The sequence below is a fragment of the Spirosoma pulveris genome, from assembly GCF_054781875.1.
The window spans coordinates 544,681-565,978 of the sequence record NZ_BAAGTO010000001.1 but is presented as its reverse complement, the minus strand read 5'-3'; the positions used below and the strand labels follow the sequence as shown (position 1 = coordinate 565,978).

Genomic DNA, 21,298 nt, shown 5'->3' with positions numbered 1-21,298 from the left:
CTAACCAGAAACGTATCAACGCATATTTATTGACTCGTTTAACAGTTCAATCCACTCATTTTCAAGGGCCTTTATATGGTCGGAAATAAGGTTTCCATCAAACGCTTCAGCTGCCAGCTGAATGCGTTGTTCATCATCATGGAGTTCAATAGTAATAATTTGGCAGCCTTTTAACGTGAGAAGACTTACTGCGTCGAATGCAAATTCAAGGTTATTAAACCACCACGAATAATTTCGTATCTGTGTGTCTGCGTTTATTGTAGAGAACGTGAACAGCATAAAGCAATCTTGAGGTTACGGACAGACAATAATAACTTTTTTATTAACGTAAATCATTATATGAATAACTTTATTTTTAAATATTATGAAATCATAAAAAATTAAACTTAGTATTTTTAATAAACATTCATTTTGAAGAATTATTATCTTGATTATTATAAATATATAGTTTAAGTAGGTTAGTATTGAGTGCTAATTGAGCTCTATTATTTGACTTATTCTTTGAACTTTTTGATTTTCAAGTAATTTATGTTAGGATTTTTATGCATTAGTGTGCCTATAATTTAATTTCAAGATTTTAAGGGCAGGTAGTGAAATTCAACTTAGGTTGTTTAACCCTACTGATATCCTACCAGATAACCACCAATAACTGAATCTTTACCGTTTAGTCAATCATTTACAGGCTATTGCCCGAAAAGGAATTGATTTTTGACGTTAACTATCCTTTAGTGAAACTAAGCATATAGAGTACAAAGATTTTTACTGACTCCTGGCAGATCATAAATACATCATGTTTCTAACCACGAAAAAATAAAACTCGTAGTAAATATCGGTTTGTTTAGTTTTACATGAGTAAATGCAGGTAAGCAGTGAGACAACCTAAACGGCTTAGTCGGTCTAAGCCTGACAAACAGTAAAGTTTATACTTTTAGAGATGGTGTGCATGATGAAAAAAAAATGGTTCGTACTGGTTGTCTGGTCAGTGCTTGTCAGTGGATGCCAGCAGGCGGAACGGGGACCGTGTACGGAGTCCGCCGTTACGACTAAAGCGCCAAGTGAAGAGATCAAGGCGCTACAGCTGTTCATAGAAACAAGCGGAATTAAAGCCAAAGCAGACAGTCGGGGTTTTTACTATACCATACAGTCGGCGGGAGTAGGTACAAAGCCTACCGTATGTTCTAATGTGACCGTTAACTACTCGGGGAGACTGACAAATGGTAAGGTATTCGACAGTGCCGAAGGCATAAGCTTTAACCTGAACCAGCTTATTGTGGGCTGGCAGGAGGGGATTCCATTAATTGCTCCCGGTGGTAAAATAGTACTCTTTTTGCCGCCAAGTCTGGCTTACGGCGCGCAGGAGCAGAATGATATTCCGGCAAATTCTATACTCGTTTTTGAGATTGATCTCGTGGGTATTAACTGAGGCAAGGTCAGGAATAATTAGACGGTAGTAACCATTCACAAGACGATAAAATGGACTTAGTCAATGGTTACCGGTTTATCTTGCGGCATAGTGACTGGTTTGTTCAGTGCAATCAGCGTTATAACAGCGGAGAGCAAAAGAGAGCCTGCCATGAATAGATAGGAGGAGCCAAAGCTACCGGTAGAGCCGTTTAAATAGCCAACTATATAGGAGCCTATAAAGGAACCCAGGGCACCAAAGCTATTGATGAGGGCCATAGCTCCTCCTGCTACGTTCTTGGGCAGTAATTCAGGGATAATTGCAAAAAATGGACCGTAAGGCGCATACATAGCCCCACCAGCCACAATGAGCAGGGTAAATGAAATCCAGAAGTTATCGGCACCGATTAAATAAGAACCATAAAAGGCAATAGCGCCTATCAATAAAAAAGGCCAGACAAATGTTTTGCGGTTCTGCGTTTTATCTGAGAAATAGGATGCGCTTAACATGCCAATGATGGCTAACACGTAAGGTATTGAGGATAGCCAGCCTGTTTTAACGATCGTCATGTTAGGGGCTGCATTCAGAATAGATGGCAGCCACATGACAAAGCCGTAAACGCCGATACTCCACAAAGCATATTGCAGACTAAGCAATATGACAATCCTGGACTTGAAAGCCTCTGCATAGTTTTTTACAGGTTTAATACCCTGTTGTTCCCGTTGAAGCTGATCGATAAGGGCTTCTTTCTCGGCGGAGGTTAGCCACTTCGCATCTTCAGGCTTATTATCAACCAGTCGCCACCAGAAAAATGCCCATATAATAGCCGGTAAACCTTCAAGTATAAACATCCACCGCCAGCCAACAGCCTGTACCAGATAACCTGATAGTATGGACATCCAGAGAATGGTAGCTGGATTACCCAGAATCAAAAATGTGTTGGCCTGAGAGCGTTCTGCTTTAGTAAACCACCGACTTAAGAAAAGGAGCATCGAGGGCATTACTGCACTTTCGACTACGCCCAGCATAAAGCGGATGATAATCAATAGATTGACATTGCTGATAAAACCGGTTGCCATAGCCAGCCCCCCCCATAGGATCAAGGACCAGAAAATCAGGGATTTCGCACTTTTCTTCTCGGCATAAACTGCTCCCGGTACCTGAAAGAAAAAGTAGCCTAAAAAGAATAGTGAACCCAGCAGTGATGACATAGCCGGGGTAATCTCCAGATCTTTTGCCATGCCACTGGCTGCACCAAATCCGAAATTTGCCCGATCTAAATAAGCCAGACTATAGGTGATAAAAGCAATTGGGAGAAGCCGGTACCAACGGGATTTTGCAATGACTTTTTCCATATACGTTAAGTGCCGCTCGTAAATCGGGCTTGCCAACTAACAAGCCAAGGGGTAATAACTACAAAAGGTAGGAGAGGAAGTGCTCTACTGAGAAAGCAGGTAATTAGCCGCTTGAGGTATCATCTGTCGCTGTAAGTACATTAACCGGACTGTCCTAATGCTGAAAATAAAGCACTAGCAGACAAGGTTGACCTGAGTCAATATAAAGCAAACAAGTAAAAGTGTTTTAACAACGTACCTACGACAGAGCCGGATACAATCTACAAATAAACCTGAACGTTAGGCCCAACAGCATCTTAGCTCACAAGATTGAGTAGAAGCACTTACTATAAATAGGATTCTTCAAGGACTCGGACGCAACTATATATCGGTCTGTTCTCAAACAGAACCGGGCTGGTGTGTGAATCTGGGCGAAGAAGTATAAGCCTACAAGATTAACTCAGAACAGCCGATAGTAATAGATAGAACACATAAACTGAGATAACAACTATCAAAGTCCAGGGACCGGGTAGCAGTAGCAGTGATTTCTTCTTAATGTTCATAAGGCTAACTAGTTATGACGGTAGTACAAAGTAAATGCAAAGTTACGAAATTGGAATAACCAATTAGTAAATATAAACGGTTGTTTACAGTTTATATCTAATTGTTAAAAAGAATCGCGCTCTTTTGTTTACTAGTTATGCAAAAATTATATAAATAGACAATTGATCAATCTTAGTAAAAGAATAAATGTGAATAGATTAAGTGACTTATAACAAGGATGTTAAGACATAGGCATCATGCCAGAATCCAGAAGAAATAAATTGGAATATTGACTCCCTATAAATCAATAATTTCTTCCGTTAGTCTAATTTTTTTCTTGAGTAGTTTCGCTTATAAACCGATATCGTCATTATAAAGACTAATAACACGGGTAAGTGGGCTTGTAGTATATACCGATTGTAGATTTAATATCAGGCATGAAATTTTTAATGTACAGCCGTATAGTATGCATAAAACCGGACGCTCCAAAACCAGGCGAATAACTGGTCTTGGAGCGTCCGGTTTGTATACGTCAGGGCTATTTCTGCTGCGACAAAAAGGTAATCAGCGACGCAAACTCGTCATAAGACAGTGCATTGGCTAAGCCCGTTGGCATCATGGACGAGTCCAGTTCCTTACGAGTCAGCACGTCAGCCTTTTTGATAGTGTAGACTTGGCCGGTGATGTCCCGCATAACCAGTCGGGTAGCGGATTCTTCCGTGATGAAGCCGGTATAGCTTTTGTTTCCTTTCGCCGTAACCGATACCGAAGCAAACCCCTGCGAAATGGATGCATTTGGTTTTAGAATGGATTCGGCAATCTGCTCCCGGTTCATGATCGATCCGATTTGTCCCATAAACGGACCTTTCATCGTCTCGCTTTTCGAGAGGCTATGGCAGGCTACGCAGCCTTGCTGGGTAAACAGGGTTTTGCCCACGGCTGCATCGCCCGGTAGTTTGGCCATCGCCAGCATGACATCTTCAATGGATGCTTCGCCAACCTGCCCTTTTTTACTCCGGATCTTATCCAGGTCTACTTTATTCTCCTGCTGCACTGCAACCGGCTCTTCTACGCCAAACTCGGGAATGTCCAGCCTGAGTCGACTGTTCATATCGGTGAAAAACTGCTTATCTGCGGTCTGCTTCCACTCGGTTAGCAGGAGGTCTTTGACGGCTGGAGAGGATTCCCAAACAACTGATTTATAGAAGGGACCGTGCGTATCCGGACGGGTGCTCCACCACCAGGATGCATCGTAAGGAGCTTCCTGCTTATACAAACGGCCAAGGGTAGTTAGGATTTGGGTTTTGAGGGTAACGTCTTTAGCCAGCCGGTAAGCACTGATGAGCCCATTGACAGCTTCCGGTGTAGGCATGTACCGCAGCGCCCACAGCGCCAGGGTAGCGTTGGGGGAGTTGATTGCCTGTAAACAGGCCGTTACGGCATTTAGCTTCACCAGTGATCGAACCGCTAGATGGGCCGGTACCAATGAAGCATTGGGGGTAGCGTGCGGGCCTTCTACATCTTTACCCGGTGCAACAAATGAATTAGGGACACTAACCTGCAGTAAGGTAGCGGCTGCTTCCTGACGATCCAGACGACCCAGGCCGATCAGCGCAGCCACCTGCACCCGATCCGATGGGTCTTTCACACCCTGCACAAAAGGCTCCAGGGGGACTTTTTTGACCAATGGTTTTCGGTCGGCCAGCGCACGGAGGGCAAACTCCCGCACGGCCGCATCCTGCGTTAACTGTACCAGCTTGTCGATCCCCTGCTCGCCGGTGGCCTGGGCGTAGGTAAAGATACCAGCCACCCGGTTCGCAAGCGGCAATTTCTGATCCGACGCTACCTTCCAGGCAGTGTTGGCTGCTTGTTTTCCGGACCGATTCAGCAACTCCTGTGAAGCATACAAACGCGCCACGGCACTCTTCGAGGCAAGTAAAGCACCCAGTTTTTTTACCGACGCTTTTTTGAGATTCGGGAAAGCCTCATAGGTCCAGTTTTGTGGTACCGCCCGTACGACGTAGCCTTTATCGGGATTGCCCGAGTAACCTGCTCCATTCCAGGCCGCCAGATACAGCCGACCCGATCCGTCCACGTCTACATCGGTAATCTGCGGAAGTTTAATAAACGCTTCTTCCTGTTGGGTGAAGGTACCTTTATCAGGTGTTACGCGGTGGATGTACAGCTGATTCCGCCCCCAGTCGGCCATCATGGGTACCTGGTTGTATTTCTGTGGCCAGGTAGGCTCATCCATGAACAAAGCCCCTGTGCCCGAACCACCCCCTACGTCGACCAGGGCAGGTAAGATCTCGTCGGTAAAATGCTTAAACAATACCGGGTAGCCGTACTCGGCCGATTGCAGCTGGTGGCTGAAGCGGATGTTCCAGCCTCCGCCGTCGTTGGTGTTGTCGCGGGTGAAAATGTTCATGTAGGGGTCAATGGCCACATCATAGATGTTGCGTGTTCCATGCGAGAAGACCTCCATTTCTGTACCATCGGGCCGTACCCGTACAATCCCACCGCCAAGCATGGTTAGCTTGTTCCCCGAACGGTCTACGGCATTGTGGAACCCGAAGTCGCCCACGGCAATATAGATCCAGCCGTCAATACCCATCCGGATACCGTTTGTCGCATGGTCGACACCCCGCTCCTGAATGAATTTAACGTTGCTGATGTGTTCGACCAGTGGTTTGGAAGGGCCATCGGCCACACCATCGCCGTTTTTGTCGTCGAAGACCACCAGATCCATCCCGGTTGCTTTGCCGGTTTCGGCCGAGAAGACAGCGTGCAGCACGAACACCTGATCGCCCAGGGCAATAATACCCCGTGGGTTATTCACCTTGGCAAAGGTTGTATGCCGGTCTACTTTGCCGTCATTATTTTCATCTACCAGCCGCACAATGGCCCCCATGTCCGGCTTTTTACCAAGCGACCCCTGTTTATCGACGCCAACAAATACCTCGCCGGTTGGTGCCACCGCCAGACAGGCGGGGCTGGGTGTCAGATCAGGACCCGTGAAGTTCGTTACCTGCAAATCGGGCGGGTAATCCGGTGCATGGACTACGGTTCGGGTAACGTCTGGTTTTTTGAGTTGCCCCAGGTTTCCATCTAATCCAAAACTAAACAGGAACGCGGAAAGGAAGCTTAGTGAAATTTTAAACATGGGTTGACGGTAATTAATAATTGCTCAATTCGTGGCTGATAGTCCACTAAAGCAAAAGATGCGGTTAAATTTAAACAGTTCAATCGGGATTAAGTGTGTTAAACCGAAGAAGTCGTATAACTACTGACCTTAATCGTTTTCAGTGAGTGTCCCGCTCGATATAGTCGAGTACCTGATGGTAATACTGTACTTTATCGACACCGGATAATGTGTCGATAACCTGTACCCCGTTGGCCGCAAAAAAATCAAGTTTATTCTGTGCGTTGGCTACGTATTCGCTGGGCAGAAAGTATACGATCTTGTTGTTGATGTCGGCTCGGCTACGATAATATAGCTGGCGGGCGCGATAAGTCAGTAACCACCATAAGTCAGATTCGACAAAGTCAAGGCTCAAGCCGAGAATGTAAATATCGGTCGTGAAGAACAAGTCAATCCAGGATAGACCCATCGATTCTCTTGTTTTCAATCGTTTAATAAAGGGGTGTTTCGGCAAGGCTGTACTTTTGTAATGAGTGCCGCTTACCACATAATTCCGCATCTGTTGGAGTTGCCCTCCGTAATGCTCAAATCCTAAATTAATGCTGTTGGGTACCCGACAGTCGCCATGAATATGCCAGTACCGTTTTGCATTCACTTCGTAGTGGCGGAACACGCTGTACACTTTCTCATCGATCACCCCGCTGTTTTTTAACGGCAACTGCCCTTCCAGAGAGAATTCGTAATTGGTCGTGATGATATCATCCGTGCCAAACTCCCGGATACGCTCATGAATTTCGTTGGGCTCAATTTGTGCGACTTTCCGGGCGATGAACGTTTTTAAATCAATTTCCCTACGCCGGGTTACCTGGAGTGATCTAAGGAAAATCTCTTCATAAAGCAGCGGAAACGGCTTGGTAGCCTGATGGTTCATTAAATTCCCGACCTTACAAAACTGAACCATGTCTTCCAGCAAATCGGCCCAGCTGTTATTAGGGACAATATTATTGATGCCATTGCCGATCAGTAAAGCGTATGGGTACACAATCCAAAGAGTTAGTTAACAAAAAGGTAAAAGCAGTGTATTCACTTGATTTACCAGCTACTAACAGGGCAATCAGAAAAGTCGGATGAGGCTGTCATCTCATTTATGAAGGAATGGATCCGGGAGATGGGGCATTCAAAAAAACGGCAAGAGAGAAGTGTGACTCGTTACTTCTTCAGTATTTTTATTTTTTTACAACTAACTTATTTCGGTTTCATGGAAGACGATCAGGAGAAGTACTGGGTCTGATTGTTATTTACAACATAAAAAAAGTCCCGTTTACAATGTAAACGGGACTTTTGCAGAGAGAGAGGGATTCGAACCCCCGGACCTGTTACAGTCAGTGGTTTTCAAGACCACCGCAATCGACCACTCTGCCATCTCTCTTTCTTGGGTGCAAATATACGAACGTTTTGAGATTTGTCAACCTTTAAGGCCCCAATTCGCTCAAAAACCGTAATTTTGGGCAACGATTAAAAGAACGAAAGAGCGCAGAAGTGAACGTGCGAATGTAAACGTCTTCACTATCAGCTCTTTCACTCGTTCACTCTTTCGCTCTCTATAATGGATACCCTCGAATCGCTACCCTCGCTTGAGACCGCCCGGAAACTGGGCCTGCTGCCCGAAGAATTTGACCGTATTGCCGAAATCTTAGGGCGTCGGCCAAATTTCACTGAATTGAGTATCTTCTCGGTAATGTGGTCTGAACACTGCTCCTACAAAAACTCCATCGTCTGGCTCAAAACGCTGCCCCGCGACTCCGACCGGATGCTGGCTAAAGCCGGGGAAGAAAACGCGGGTCTGGTCGACATTGGAGATGGACTGGCCTGTTCGTTTAAGATTGAGTCGCACAACCACCCGTCGGCACTGGAACCCTACCAGGGAGCAGCAACGGGTGTGGGTGGCATCAACCGCGATATTTTTACGATGGGTGCACGACCCATTGCTCAACTGAACTCCCTCCGTTTTGGCGACCTGACGCTGCCCAAAACCCGGCGGCTGCTGCGCGGTGTGGTGAAAGGCATCGGCGACTATGGTAATGCCTTCGGTATCCCAACCGTTGGCGGGGAGCTGTATTTCGATGAGTGCTATAACACCAACCCACTTGTCAATGCATTCTCGGCGGGTATCGTTGAGGTAGGCAAATCGGCCAAAGCAACCAGTTTTGGCGTTGGTAACCCCGTATTCATCGTCGGTTCGGCAACGGGTAAAGACGGTATTCACGGCGCTACGTTTGCCTCGGAAGATATTTCGGCCGCATCGACCGATAAGCTTCCGGCCGTTCAGGTGGGCGATCCGTTCATGGAGAAGCTCCTGCTCGAAGCCAGCCTGGAAATTATTGAAACGGGTTACGTGATCGGTATTCAGGATATGGGTGCTGCCGGCATCATCTGCTCAACGTCCGAAATGAGCGCCAAAGGGGAACATGGTATGATTATCGACCTCGATAAAGTACCTACCCGTCAGCCCAATATGGCTCCATTCGAGATTCTGCTGTCGGAGTCGCAGGAGCGGATGCTGGTGGTTATTGAGAAAGGCAAAGAGCACATTATCCAGGGGATCTTCGACAAATGGGACCTTAACTGCGCCCAAATTGGCGAGGTGACGGCCAAAGGGGAGAACGACCTCGGCCGTCTGCATTTCTACCGCCACGGCGAACTTGTGGCCGATGTACCAGCTTACGACCTCGTGCTGGGTGGCGGTGCGCCGGTATACCACCGGGAGTACAAGGAACCCGCATATATAAAGGAATTCGCCAAGTTCGACATCGACGATGTGGATGATATTGAGCGGGAAGATATCCGGGAAATTGCCGAGCATCTGCTTTCGCATCCCAATATCTGTTCGCGCAAGTGGGTGTATGAACAGTACGATTCTATGGTGGGTACAGGCAACCGAAGCACAAATGCGCCGTCTGATGCGGCCGTGGTGCGCGTGAAAGGCCCCGGCATTCCGGCAACCGATAAGTCCATCGTGATTACGGTCGACTGCAACAGTCGGTACGTGAACGCGAACCCGCGCCAGGGGGCGATGATCGCCGTTGCCGAAGCTTGCCGCAACATCGTTTGCAGCGGGGGCGAGCCGCTGGCCGTGACCAACAACCTGAACTTCGGGAATCCGTACGTGCCCGAAGTCTACTGGCATTTCGTGGAGGCTGTTCAGGGAATGGGCGAAGCCTGCCGTCGGTTCAGTACCCCCGTAACGGGCGGCAACGTGAGCTTCTACAACCAGAGTTCCGACGATGGACCGGTATTCCCGACCCCAACCATTGGTATGCTCGGTCTGATGGAAAATCCGGCTCACCAACTGACGCTCGACTTTAAACATGAAGGAGATCTGATCTACCTCATCGGGCAGTCGACCAACGACATTGCCTCCTCAGAGTATTTGTATTCGTACCTCGACATCAAAGCGTCGCCCGCTCCTTATTTTGAGTTCGACGATGAATGGCACGTTCAGGAAGGTATCAAAACCATGAACCGAAACGGCTGGATTCTGTCGGCACACGACATATCGGACGGTGGTTTGTTCGTTACGCTGGCTGAGTCGGCGATGGCGGGTAATAAAGGTTTCGAAATTGTATCGGACGACCGCCACCGGTTGGATTCGTTCCTGTTTGGCGAAAGCCAGAGCCGCGTTGTGGTAACGGTCTCGCCCGAACATCAGAAAACTGTTGAAGGTTATCTGCACGATACGATCATGCCCTTTATGCTGTTGGGAACGGTAACGGGCACATCTCCTGCGTTTGTCGTCGATAACACAACGGTGATGACGCTGGCCGAAGCCAACGATTTATACAATAACGCCTTAGGCAAAATAATGGCGTAAGGTGTTTGAGCAGGGCGCTGGCACGGGCAAATGCGCGCGCCAGCGCCTAAAGAGCATGTCTTTGATCAATTAAGAAGTTTAACATGGCAATTGATTTAGCCGCGGTTACCCGCGAGATTAGTACCATCGCTACGGATGCGGGTGCTTTTTTGTTACAGGAGCGCAGCCGTTTCCAACGCGACGCCATCGAGTACAAAGGCCTGAACAATCTGGTATCCTACGTCGATAAAGAAACCGAAAAGCAACTGGTCGAGAAACTAAGCAAGCTGCTGCCCGAAGCCGGATTCATTACAGAAGAAGGAACCACCGGCCAGGAAGCCGACCAGTCGGCCCTGAACTGGATTATTGACCCACTCGACGGGACCGCTAATTTTATCCATGATCTGCCCGTTTTTTCGGTGAGCATTGGCCTGGCGCAGGGGAACACACCCATTGCCGGTGTGATCTATGATCCCAATCGAAACGAGTGTTTTTCCGCCTGGCAGGGTGGTGGGGCTTTTTGCAACGAGAGCCCTATTTCTGTGTCGCCCGCTACCCAACTGGGTGAGAGCCTTATTGCTACCGGCTTCCCGTATTATACGTTCGACAAAATGCAGCCGTATCTCCACATTCTGGAGTCGCTGATGCAGCAAACCCACGGCCTGCGCCGGATGGGGTCGGCTGCTATCGATCTGGCGTATGTAGCCTGCGGCCGTTTCGATGCATTTTACGAATACAACCTTAATTCCTGGGATATGGCCGCCGGCGTTCTGCTGGTTCGTGAAGCGGGTGGACGGGTCACTGATTTTGAAGGGGGCGACGCCTTCCTGTTCCGTGGGGATGTAATTGCCGGCAGTGGCGTTCACCCGGAGTTACTCAGGGTAATTCAGGAGTTTTGGTCCTGATTGCCAGACAGCCTTTAGCCGTCTGAGTGATGCGGAAAAGACATTTGAACAAAGTTGAACAAGAACTTCACTGACAGACTCTGGCTGTCAGTGAAGTGAAGTGAAGTTAAGTTAAGTCTGCATCTCTTTCTACATCGTTATTTAGTAAAGCATGATCAGTCTTATGGACGATTTACAAATCCTCAAATATCCGATTGGTGATTTTACTTATGGCCAGTCGTTTTCTGCCGAAGAAACAAAACAACACATCCGGGAAATCGATCAGATGCCTTTCAAACTAACGGAGCTGGTTGGAAAGTGGGGCGATGACCGGCTCGATACACCCTACCGGCCGGAGGGTTGGACGATTCGCCAACTTGTGCATCATGTGGCCGACAGCCACATCAACGCGTACGTTCGTACTAAACTTGCCCTTACGGAGTCGAACCCGACCATCTCGCCCTATGAGGAAGGGGAGTGGGCCAGATTACCCGATTCGAAACTGGATATTGCGCCGTCGCTGGTCATACTCCGCAACCTGCATCATCGCTGGGTAACGGTACTGGAATCACTCACCGAAACCGAACTGACCCGTACTTATTTTCATCCGGGCAGTCAGCGTACATTCACTATGCAGGAGGTCATCGCTATGTATGCGTGGCACGGTGAACACCATTACCAGCACGCTTTCCGACTGGCCCAACGGAACGGATGGGTGTAAAAAGATGTATGCTATATGATGTGATATCAGACGCCTTATATCATACACCCTACATCTTTTTACGCCAATGCAGGAACTCATCATTTTTCTGATTTTTGCCGTTGCAGTCGGTTACTTGGGCAATAGGGCATACCAGAGCTTTTCGGCTAAAAAAGCAGGCTGTGGCAAAGGCTGCGGCTGCGCGACCGACACCAGTGTGTCGGTTAAGACTGCCGAAAAATGAATATTGGATTTTCCGTATAACATTTTTAAAATACGGTTGTTTGTTGAGCAAATGAATACTCAACGAACAACCGTATTTTTCACTATACTCCTTTTTGTTTTTGGTCTGGAAGCGTGCAAACACGTTCGTCCGGACGCGCCTGTTCAGGAAGAATTTGAACCGGCGGTCACCGAGCCTGTGTCCTACATGGCGGGGAATCTAACCTTCAATATCCGGGATTTAGAAGCGAAGATCAACAAGTCGTTGAAGAAAACACTGGTGCCCGAAGAGACCTTTGAAGGGCATAAAGGCGAAGCCTGGCGGTTTCGGGTGGAGCGTACCGGTCCCGTTCGGATTCGGTACGCCAATCGGAAAGTCTATTTCTCGGCCCCGCTTGAAGTCTGGTACACAAATCCGATTGGTCTGCGCAAAAGTGCGAAACGCAAAAGTCGAACACTCTGTGCACTTTCTGTAACGTTTAACAGTCCCGTTGGCGTGGGCACACAGTGGCGGCTGGCCACCAGGTCCAGGTTTGAAAACTACCAATGGCTCCAGGAGCCTAAAGTGCAGCTTTTAGGCATAAAAGTCAATGTAAAAGGTATTGCCGAGAAAATACTCGATAAGCGCAAAGCAGACATTGAGAAGGCCATCGACAAAGCTGTGTACGACGGACTGCGTCTTGACCGGGAGGTGAGTAAAGTCTGGCGGGACATGCAAAACCCGTTGCGCATTGCCAAGGTGCCCGAAAATTTCTGGCTGCTTCCCCGACCGTTCAGCATTGCGGTGGCACCCGTTTACGGCAACGCAAAGCAGATAACTGTACCCATTCAGATTGCCTTTCGGGTGAAAACGCATCTTGGACCAAAGCCGATGGTCGACAGCTTAATTATGCTGCCCCGATTGTTGCGCAGAAATAGTCTGCCCGATTCGGCCCGTATTGAGGTGCTGGCTTTTATTCCCTATACGGATGTTAATTCGGTACTTGCCCAAACGCTGGCCAAGCAAAAGCTTAATCTGGCCGGTGGCAACATAACCATCAAAAGTGCGTCGGTTTACGGAAGTGGTCGTAAGCTTATTCTAAAGGCCGATGTGGGCGGCAAAGTGAAAGGGTCGCTGTTCTTTCACGGAGATCCCGAGTACGATACACTCACCAACACGCTGCGCATGAACGAGGTCGACTTTGATGTCGATACCAAAGAGCGGCTGTTCGCTACGGCCGACTGGCTCCTGCACGACCACCTCCGCGATACCATTCAGGCAGCCATGGTCATTCCACTGCGCCAGCAAATATCATCCATCCCCAACAAGATTGAAACCGCATTTGCAAATGCTAAAGTGGGGCAGAAAACAGCGTTGAACATTGATACTTTCCGATTGGTACCCCAACGCATCGTAGTCCGGCCCGACGGGATTCAGGTGTTGATCAAAGTGCAATCGAAAGTAGCCGTTAAGGTCAAGCGGTTTTGATTGTCCAGCGGCTACCTGTTTATTTGGCCTGCCACCGCCAGAGGTAACGGCTGGCAGTGGTACGGTAAGGTCGCCAGGGTTCGGCTATCTCATGCAGCTTTTTGTACAGGGTTTTTCCGGTAAGCCCTTCGGTCTGGACGGGATAGGCCCGAAGCATCCGTTGCCGGATAACCAGATCGTCGATGGGGAAAATATCGGGTCTATCCAGTACAAACATGAGCAGCATCTCAACAGTCCACCGCCCAACTCCTTTAATTGGAATAAGGTACTGCACAATCTCTTCGTCTGTCATACCATCCAGATGAGCCCGGTCGATGGGATTATCCAGTGAGAACTCCGCAACACTTTGGAGGTATTTGATTTTCTGAAACGATAAGCCCGCGCTGCGTAGTTCGTCGGTTGTTTTCAGCAGCAGCTCATTCGCCTGAGGGTAGTTCTCCGGGAACAGCGCCCTAAACCGGGCGAAGATCGCATCGGCTGCTTTTACCGAAATCTGCTGCGACACTATGCTTTCGAGCAGCGCCAGATAAACATCACTGGCGTAATCGTTGAATATCTTAGGCGCGGGCGTCTCCGCCATGATGCGAGCCATAACCGGGTCTTGAGCCAGATGCGTCAGGGCAGGGGAGTTAATTTCCGTCATCTCCAAAAAAGTAAACTACCAGGTGTTCAGTATATCTATTTTACTTCGGCTTGTTTAATTCCTGTACCAGCGTATTGAGCAGGATGCTTTTCTGCTGAAGGTCGTAGATGTATTCCCAGAACATGACCCCGGCCAGTTTCTTCGACTTTACATACGCTACTTTGTAGATGAACGACTCCGGGTCGGCGTAGGAGATAAACGTACGCGACGTTGGATTCCATAAATAAGGCGCTTTGGCCTCTTCATCCCAGTAGCGGGTGTACCCCTCTTTATTGATGTATTTGGCCATCAGTTCGTCATAGCTGATAAAGTAGTGTTTGCCCGTTGCCGGTTGGAAGAGCCCGTTATCCTGGTCGCGGGTTTCAGACCAGCCGCGTCCGTAGAAGGGAAGGCCCAGGACAATTTTGCTGGCCGGCACGCCCGCCCGAATATGGCCATCGACGGCGTCGGCACTGCTGTTACGGGCGTGGTCGCCTTTGGCCGATTGGTATAGCGGGCTGTGGTGCCCTGTCACTTTGTCATTACCGTGATACAGGTCGTACGTCATGATGTTGACATAGTCGAGGAATTTCTGGGCTTTGCCAAGTTCGGTATGGTTCACAAAGGCTGTATCGCCCCCGGTGGCGGCAGTGAGCAGGTAATGATTCGCACCCGTGCGTTTATCCAGCTTTCCCTGTTTATCCAGCCCATCCCGCAGGGATTTCAGAAAAAGGGTAAAGTTTTTCTTGTCGGCCGGACGGTAAATATTGCCTGCGCCAATCTGGTCGGGGTATTCCCAGTCGATATCGATACCGTCGAGCCGGTGTTTTTTCAAAATGGCTACCGCGCTGTTTGTGAATTTCTGGCGGGAGGCATCGTTCAGAGCCGCATCGGAAAAGTATTTACAGCCGCCCCAGCCACCAATGGAGAGTAAAATTTTAAGGTCTTTGTTACTGGCTCGCAAGGAGGTCAGTTTTGCCAGGTTCTCGCCATCTTTGGCCGTTAGGGGGGCAATTTCGCCTTTTTCGTCAGGCACACCGAACGCATAATTGATGTGGGTCAGTTTCTGAGCTTCTATCTGGTCTTTGGTCCAGCCGCTGCCGGTTACGTAACCGATCACGACATACGGATGAGATTTTGACGATTGAGCCAGCAGGTTTTGTCCGAACACCGTCAGGAAAAGGACAGCAATGGAGAGCGATTTTTTCATAGGAAGTATAGCGTCGTAAATCAGCCTTTGGGCTGATGGGCAAAGGTAAGGAGGACATGCTGTTTGAAAAGAGGGTAAGATCGCTAAAACATCATTTTCTGAACATTCCCTAACGAGCCGTGTAGTTGGTTTATCTTTGCAACACTTTAGCCGCTGTTTGCGTTAGCGATTAACTCCAAAAGCTGCTTACACCCGTCTGGTAGACGGATTATCTGGTATTTTATGTCGAGACGCCGACACAATCGTTCAGCCGAGAAATTGCTTGGTACATCACCCGGTACGCTCACCTACGTAGGTCAGGAGATCGAACACGCCACAAAAATCAAACGAATTGATTACAACGCTACAGACTACTCCATTGATGATAGCAGTAGACTGAGTGTCTGTAAGATACCGGCCGCCGAAGCCCCTTTCGTAAGCTGGGTTGATGTAGATGGTATTCACGAACCCAATGTGGTATCCGCCATTGGTCAGCAGTATCATCTGCATCCGCTGCTACTCGAAGATGTGGTCAATACCGAACAGAAACCGAAGCTCGATCTGTACGACGACACGGTCGTATTCATAACGCTCAAATACCTGCATCATAGCCGCAAACGGCAGGAGATCGATGTGGAGCACGTGAGTCTGGTGCTGGGGAAGAACTACCTGATCTCGTTTCAGGAAGAACGGTCTCAGGATATTTTTGAACCCGTGATCGACCGGATAAAAGCCTCCTCGGGGAAGACGCGTCGCAATGGGGCCGACTATTTATTGTATGCGTTGATGGATGTAATGGTTGACCACTATTTGTTGATCACCGAACGGATCGGCGAGAAGATGGATGAGCTGGAAGAGGAGATCGTGGAGGAAAGGGCCAGCCAGCAGACGCTGTCTAATCTGTACAAACTTAAACGAGAACTCGCCTTCATTCGTCGGACAATCAACCCGCTCCGGGATATTGTGGGTACGCTGCTGCGGGGCGAGTCAGACATGATCCAGCACAGCACAATTCCGTACCTGCGCGATCTGTCCGACCATGTCAATCAGGTCATTGAAACACTGGATTCCTATCGTGAAATGATAGCCGGTTTGATGGACGTTTATTATTCCATCGTGAATAACCGGATGAACTCGGTCATGAAAACGCTGACGATCGTATCGGCCATTTTCATCCCGCTAACCTTTATTGCAGGTATTTACGGCATGAATTTTAGTAACATGCCTGAATTAAGGTCGCCTTGGGGTTATTTTTGGACCTTGATTGTTATGGGGTGTATTGCCCTTGGCGAAATCATTTATTTCAAACGACGCGGATGGATGTGATTACCGGAGCCGTTCGGCACTAGCATTGCGTCAAGGCCGGATGGCTGACACCTGTTTATGTTAACAAAAGAATTTCAATTGACGAACCAACACTGGTTTACCGATTCGAGGCAGGTGACCGGCCACGCATCGGATACGTTGGCTACCGATGCGGTTTTCTTCGCAATTCAGGGCGAGCACCACGACGGGCACGCGTTCATTGGCGATCTGTACCGGAAGGGTATTCGACAGTTTGTCGTGGAGCGGTCGGCACTCACCCCCGAACGACGTGAAGAACTGCTCGCCTATGCCGATGCCCAATTTATAGAGGTCGACAGCAGCCTGCAAACACTTCAGGTGCTGGCCGCCGATCATCGTCGGCAGTTTCGCATCCCGGTCATTGGCATTACGGGGAGTAATGGAAAAACGATAGTAAAAGAATGGCTGGCGCAACTGCTGGCCGATGACTATGTCATTGCCAGAAGTCCCAAAAGCTATAACTCGCAGTTAGGTGTGCCGCTATCGGTACACCAACTGACCGAAAGCCACACGATGGGTATTTTTGAGGCCGGGATTTCCAAGGCGCAGGAAATGCAGGCGCTGGAAGCCATCATTCGACCAACCCTCGGCATTTTTACAAACATAGGCACCGCCCATGATGAAGGCTTCCGGACCCGAAAGCAGAAAGTTGCCGAAAAGCTAAGGCTCTTTATTCACGCCGGGGCCCTTGTTTACTGCACCGATTACGCAGATATTGATGAAGAGGTGAACATGCTCCTGAGAGCTGTAAACCCGGACATGCGGTTTATTACCTGGTCGCTTACCGGGCGTAATGCGTTGTATCAGGGCCATGTGCAGGGCGACAAATTAAGCCTGACCGGCCGAAACGTCACGATTGACCAGCCACTGATTCTGCCATTCACAGACCCGGCATCCGTCGAAAACCTTATGCATTGCCTGGTTACGATGCTGTCGCTGCGAACCTGGACGGCTGCGGAACTGCAAATCCGGCTGAACCGCTTACGGCCCGTTTCCATGCGGCTGGAGCAGAAAGAAGGCATCAACAACTGCGAGCTAATCGACGATTCCTACAATAATGACATGGTGGGTCTGCAACTCGCCCTGCGGTTTTTGAACCAGCAGGGCACCCGCAGTCGACGCGTGGTAATACTGTCCGATGTGTTGCAGACGGGACAGCCCGAAGCCGAGTTATACGAGCAGGTGAGTAATCTGATGCGGGCCAATGAGGTGGGGCAGTTCATCGGGATCGGTCCGGTTGTGAGTCGGAATAAGTTATTTTTTAAGGAGAATAGCCAGTTTTTCGCTACGACGGACGATTTTCTGACTCAGTTTTCATTTAGCGACCTTCGGGATAGTTCGGTTCTGGTGAAAGGCGCAAGACCTTTTTCGTTCGAACGCATCGTACATCGCCTGGAGCGGAAAGTACACGGAACCATTCTGGAGATTAACCTCGATGCGCTGACCCACAACCTGAACTACTACCGCGAACGGATCAGTCGAAGCGATGGACCATCAGAAACGAAGATCATGGTGATGGTCAAAGCATTTGCCTACGGCAGTGGTAGTGCCGAAGTAGCGCAACTGCTTCAATTTCACCGGGTCGACTACCTGGCCGTAGCCTATGCCGACGAGGGCGTATCTCTCCGGCAGAATGGTGTCGACTTACCCATTATGGTCATGAATCCGGCTCCGGAAACCTTTGCCACCTTGCTGGAACACCAACTGGAGCCCGAAATTTATAGCCTGCGTCTGTTGCGGGAATGGGGTGAATTTTTGGCTGGAGAACGACAGCGTATGGCGAATAATGATTCTAAACCGTACCCGATCCACCTGAAAATAGATACCGGAATGCACCGGTTGGGATTTCTTGAGCGTGAGTTGATGATCGTAACCGACTTTCTCAAGCGGTACCCGGATTTGCACATTGCCACGGTTTTCAGTCATCTGGTGGGAGCCGACGATGCGCAGTTCAATCCGTTCTCCAAACAGCAGTACGAAACCTTCCTGCGATGCACCACATATCTGGAGACGGAATTGGGCTACCTGCCCACGCGTCATCTGCTTAACTCCGCCGGTATTGTGCGTTTCCCTGATTACAAGCTCGATATGGTTCGGCTAGGGATTGGTTTGTATGGTGTCGAAGCAACCGGTACCGAGCAGACGGCCCTGCAAACCGTGGGTACTCTACGGACCGTTGTCAGCCAGATCAAAACGGTTGAGGCCGGAGAATCGGTTGGGTACAGCCGCCGGGGGGTACTTGACCACCAGGCCCGGATTGCCACCCTGGCGATTGGCTATGCCGATGGCTATGACCGCCGACTGGGCAATGGTGTTGGCGAAGTTTGGGTAAACGGAACCTGCTGCCCAACCGTTGGGAACATTTGTATGGACATGACGATGATCGATGTAACAGCAGCGTCGGTCAGTGAAGGTGACGAGGTGATTGTCTTTGGCCCTGAACTGCCCATCACAGAGCTGGCCCGGCGCATCGGCACCATCCCGTACGAAATTCTGACCGGCGTCAGTGAGCGGGTCAAACGGGTGTTTTTTAAGGAAGGAAACTAAGGGGGGACCGGTCATTGGACCGGTCTGAGAAGGGGTCACCAGATCTAAGAAAAAGCTTGATTGTGGTTCACCTTCTCTCGGTAAAGATGCGGCCTTTCCAGATGTACCCTTTATAACTCTGTCCCGGAATCCCATAATAGACTCGACCTACCATAGGCTCATTTGTGGGGTTGGCAGCTAGTTCGGGGTTGTTATTAATCAACTGCTTGTCCTCTACTGTGCTGCCTGGGCGTTTCAGGACAACTCCCCGATAGTCGCCCGGTGCAGGAGATTTACTGTTTTTCTCCAGGAATCTATCCCTGATATACCAGGCGATAAGCAATGTCAAGCCAATGAGTAAGACTGTCGTGTTCATAGCTACGCATCGTTTGTGTGAAGGATTGAGGCAGTGTACCGTTAGACATTACTTTCCGGAAATGTTTTTTTATGTCCGGCAGCCAAAATAGCGTATTGAGCGGGCGTTAGTATCGCTTTATATGCAAGGACTTTATTCGTTTCTACAGTAACAGCCAGCGCCCGTAATTTTTTATTTGTCATTCCGGAGGCCTTTAATTTTTTCACCCCGTCATTAAAGTTGACGACGGCAGTTGTAATAATTTCTTTGGCTTTTGGGACTTGCTGCTCGCTCAGCTTAAGCCGTTGCTTATCGGCCTTCATTACCGACTTGATGATCATACCGATGGTGGCTCCGTTATTCAGGAGCACAAACTTTTCGTTTTCGACCGGCTTTTTCTGTGCAGAAGCCAGGTTGGAAAGGGTAATAAACAGCGCAAATGCAAAACTGAAAATCTTCATACGAATTTGTTCAATTGACAACTGACTGAAAGAAGCTGACAAAGCGAAGATAAGGTTATTTAGCGACAGGCTGAACGGCCTGAACCGGTGTTCTACAAAAAATGAGTGTAGCGCTAAGCGTGTGCATGCAAACCGGTTTCACTGGTAACAAGACCGCCCAGCCACATTGCAGCTGGGCGGTTGATTCCCTATACCATTTATAATAATAGGGTAAGAAGGCTGTTGGCGTTTAAAACTACTTGCATGGTGATTTTAAGGCTTTATTGCCTTTTGAAGAATACTGAAAAAAAAGCCCGGCCACAAAGTAACCGGGCTTTCCGCTATCTATCCACACCTAGGAACCACTCAAATTAGTTACTTGAGCAACCCCTAAGAAGGCAGTCACCTGCCCTCTAATGTACTCCAACGACTTGTGTGGACAGATTGTTGGCAAAAGGGGGTTAAATTTGGCGTTAAATTTAAAATATTTTATAAACTACCTACTTTGTATCTGTTTGCATTACAAACATGACAGTAGAAGGGGAGCTAAACATGGAGCCTATTAATTGATCTTTTTGGCTTTTACGGCTTCCACATTCTTTTTTCGGTTATCCAACTCCACAAGTGCGGTTTCCTGCTCGGTTTTGTTGGTCGTGATGTCTTTGTTCAACTGCTCAAGCTGTTTGGCATTCTCGTCAATACGTTTTAACAGCCGTTCTTTTTCTTTAGCATTCTGTTCGATTTCACGCTGCAGGCGCTCTCCGTTTCGAACAAGCTTCTGGTGATTCTTCTGGGCTTCGTCGAAACTGCTTTCGGCCAGTCGAACCTCCTGACCGTATAATGAATTCGTTGAAAACTCTTTTAAGAGTGCCTCAGCAGCAGCATAACCCGTTCCGCCAGTCGTTACAAAATTGCCGTTGCCAAGATCGAAAGAAGCAAAAATAGTTGCCGAGGTACGCGTTGTTTTGACCGTACTGACCAGATTGATTGGCTCTGGTGATATGGAGGGGATGTTAGCATTAGTTACCCGATACGTCCCTCTGGACGACGCAGTGCGCCCAAATGTTTGAAGTTTGGTTTCCCAATCTTTTTCAATCTGTTTGCCGTCGCCCTGAAGGGTTAAATACAAGCCAGGTAATTTGGCCTTCTCAACCGTGGTTTCGCCCGCATAAATAGTTTGAGCAATGGTTGAATAAGAATAGGTTAAAAGGCAATAGGTCAGGCAGTAACGTAAAATAATTTTCATGAGTATAGTGAGTAAGTCCGGTCGTTAGCCG

Annotated in this window: 17 protein-coding genes and 1 tRNA gene; 8 read left to right on the top strand and 10 right to left on the bottom strand. The window is 48.7% G+C overall.

The window, feature by feature from the left end; all coding sequences use genetic code 11:
- Positions 1-15: 15 nt before the first annotated feature.
- A complete protein-coding gene (locus ACYVJM_RS02285; protein ID WP_461146583.1) occupies positions 16-279 on the bottom strand; it encodes a hypothetical protein in 264 nt (87 codons plus the stop codon).
- A gap of 664 nt (positions 280-943) precedes the next feature.
- On the opposite strand from ACYVJM_RS02285, the gene ACYVJM_RS02280 reads away from it, so the two are divergent.
- A complete protein-coding gene (locus ACYVJM_RS02280) occupies positions 944-1,423 on the top strand; it encodes an FKBP-type peptidyl-prolyl cis-trans isomerase (protein WP_461146582.1) in 480 nt (159 codons plus the stop codon).
- 56 nt (positions 1,424-1,479) lie between these two features.
- Here ACYVJM_RS02280 and ACYVJM_RS02275 read toward each other — a convergent pair whose 3' ends face one another.
- From ACYVJM_RS02275 to ACYVJM_RS02260, 4 genes are all read right to left on the bottom strand, one after another.
- Positions 1,480-2,757 (bottom strand): MFS transporter, encoded by a 1,278-nt coding sequence (locus ACYVJM_RS02275; protein ID WP_461146581.1) that lies wholly within the window; start codon positions 2,755-2,757, stop codon positions 1,480-1,482.
- 1,060 nt (positions 2,758-3,817) lie between these two features.
- Positions 3,818-6,442 carry a DUF7133 domain-containing protein gene (locus ACYVJM_RS02270; protein ID WP_461146580.1) on the bottom strand — a complete coding sequence of 875 codons (2,625 nt, stop codon included), beginning with the start codon at positions 6,440-6,442 and terminating at the stop codon, positions 3,818-3,820.
- A gap of 139 nt (positions 6,443-6,581) precedes the next feature.
- Positions 6,582-7,463: an SIR2 family protein gene (locus ACYVJM_RS02265; protein ID WP_461146579.1), complete on the bottom strand. Its 882-nt coding sequence runs from the start codon at positions 7,461-7,463 to the stop codon at positions 6,582-6,584.
- Positions 7,464-7,765: 302 nt separating this feature from the next.
- Positions 7,766-7,850, bottom strand: a tRNA-Ser gene (locus ACYVJM_RS02260).
- 177 nt (positions 7,851-8,027) lie between these two features.
- On the opposite strand from ACYVJM_RS02260, the gene purL reads away from it, so the two are divergent.
- From purL to ACYVJM_RS02235, 5 genes are all read left to right on the top strand, one after another.
- A complete protein-coding gene (gene purL / locus ACYVJM_RS02255; protein ID WP_461146578.1) occupies positions 8,028-10,292 on the top strand; it encodes a phosphoribosylformylglycinamidine synthase subunit PurL in 2,265 nt (754 codons plus the stop codon).
- Positions 10,293-10,375: 83 nt separating this feature from the next.
- Entirely contained in the window at positions 10,376-11,176 is an 801-nt protein-coding gene (locus ACYVJM_RS02250; RefSeq protein WP_461146577.1) for an inositol monophosphatase family protein, read from the top strand.
- A 163-nt stretch (positions 11,177-11,339) separates the two neighbouring features.
- A complete protein-coding gene (locus tag ACYVJM_RS02245) occupies positions 11,340-11,876 on the top strand; it encodes a YfiT family bacillithiol transferase (RefSeq protein WP_461146576.1) in 537 nt (178 codons plus the stop codon).
- Positions 11,877-11,943: 67 nt separating this feature from the next.
- Entirely contained in the window at positions 11,944-12,099 is a 156-nt protein-coding gene (locus ACYVJM_RS02240; protein WP_461146575.1) for a FeoB-associated Cys-rich membrane protein, read from the top strand.
- Between the two features lie 51 nt (positions 12,100-12,150).
- A complete protein-coding gene (locus ACYVJM_RS02235; protein WP_461146574.1) occupies positions 12,151-13,545 on the top strand; it encodes a DUF4403 family protein in 1,395 nt (464 codons plus the stop codon).
- Between the two features lie 19 nt (positions 13,546-13,564).
- On the opposite strand, the gene ACYVJM_RS02230 is transcribed toward ACYVJM_RS02235, so the two are convergent.
- A complete protein-coding gene (locus tag ACYVJM_RS02230; RefSeq protein ID WP_461146573.1) occupies positions 13,565-14,188 on the bottom strand; it encodes a DNA-3-methyladenine glycosylase family protein in 624 nt (207 codons plus the stop codon).
- A gap of 40 nt (positions 14,189-14,228) precedes the next feature.
- Complete coding sequence (locus tag ACYVJM_RS02225) at positions 14,229-15,377, bottom strand: glycoside hydrolase family 18 protein (protein ID WP_461146572.1); 1,149 nt, start codon at positions 15,375-15,377, stop codon at positions 14,229-14,231.
- Positions 15,378-15,599: 222 nt separating this feature from the next.
- Between ACYVJM_RS02225 and corA the strand changes: the two genes are divergently transcribed.
- Both corA and ACYVJM_RS02215 read left to right on the top strand, forming a co-directional pair.
- A complete protein-coding gene (corA, locus tag ACYVJM_RS02220) occupies positions 15,600-16,682 on the top strand; it encodes a magnesium/cobalt transporter CorA (RefSeq protein ID WP_461146571.1) in 1,083 nt (360 codons plus the stop codon).
- Positions 16,683-16,739: 57 nt separating this feature from the next.
- Complete coding sequence (locus ACYVJM_RS02215; protein ID WP_461146570.1) at positions 16,740-19,247, top strand: bifunctional UDP-N-acetylmuramoyl-tripeptide:D-alanyl-D-alanine ligase/alanine racemase; 2,508 nt, start codon at positions 16,740-16,742, stop codon at positions 19,245-19,247.
- A 67-nt stretch (positions 19,248-19,314) separates the two neighbouring features.
- Here the strand turns inward: ACYVJM_RS02215 and ACYVJM_RS02210 are convergent, their stop codons facing one another.
- The 3 genes from ACYVJM_RS02210 to ACYVJM_RS02200 form a co-directional block, all read right to left on the bottom strand.
- On the bottom strand, positions 19,315-19,602 hold the full coding sequence (locus tag ACYVJM_RS02210; RefSeq protein WP_461146569.1) for a hypothetical protein: 288 nt from the start codon (positions 19,600-19,602) through the stop codon (positions 19,315-19,317).
- 41 nt (positions 19,603-19,643) lie between these two features.
- The gene (locus ACYVJM_RS02205; protein WP_461146568.1) at positions 19,644-20,042 is read right to left on the bottom strand and encodes a hypothetical protein; all 399 of its coding nucleotides are present in this window, start codon (positions 20,040-20,042) and stop codon (positions 19,644-19,646) included.
- Between the two features lie 541 nt (positions 20,043-20,583).
- The gene (locus ACYVJM_RS02200) at positions 20,584-21,267 is read right to left on the bottom strand and encodes a hypothetical protein (RefSeq protein ID WP_461146567.1); all 684 of its coding nucleotides are present in this window, start codon (positions 21,265-21,267) and stop codon (positions 20,584-20,586) included.
- Between the last annotated feature and the right edge of the window lie 31 nt (positions 21,268-21,298).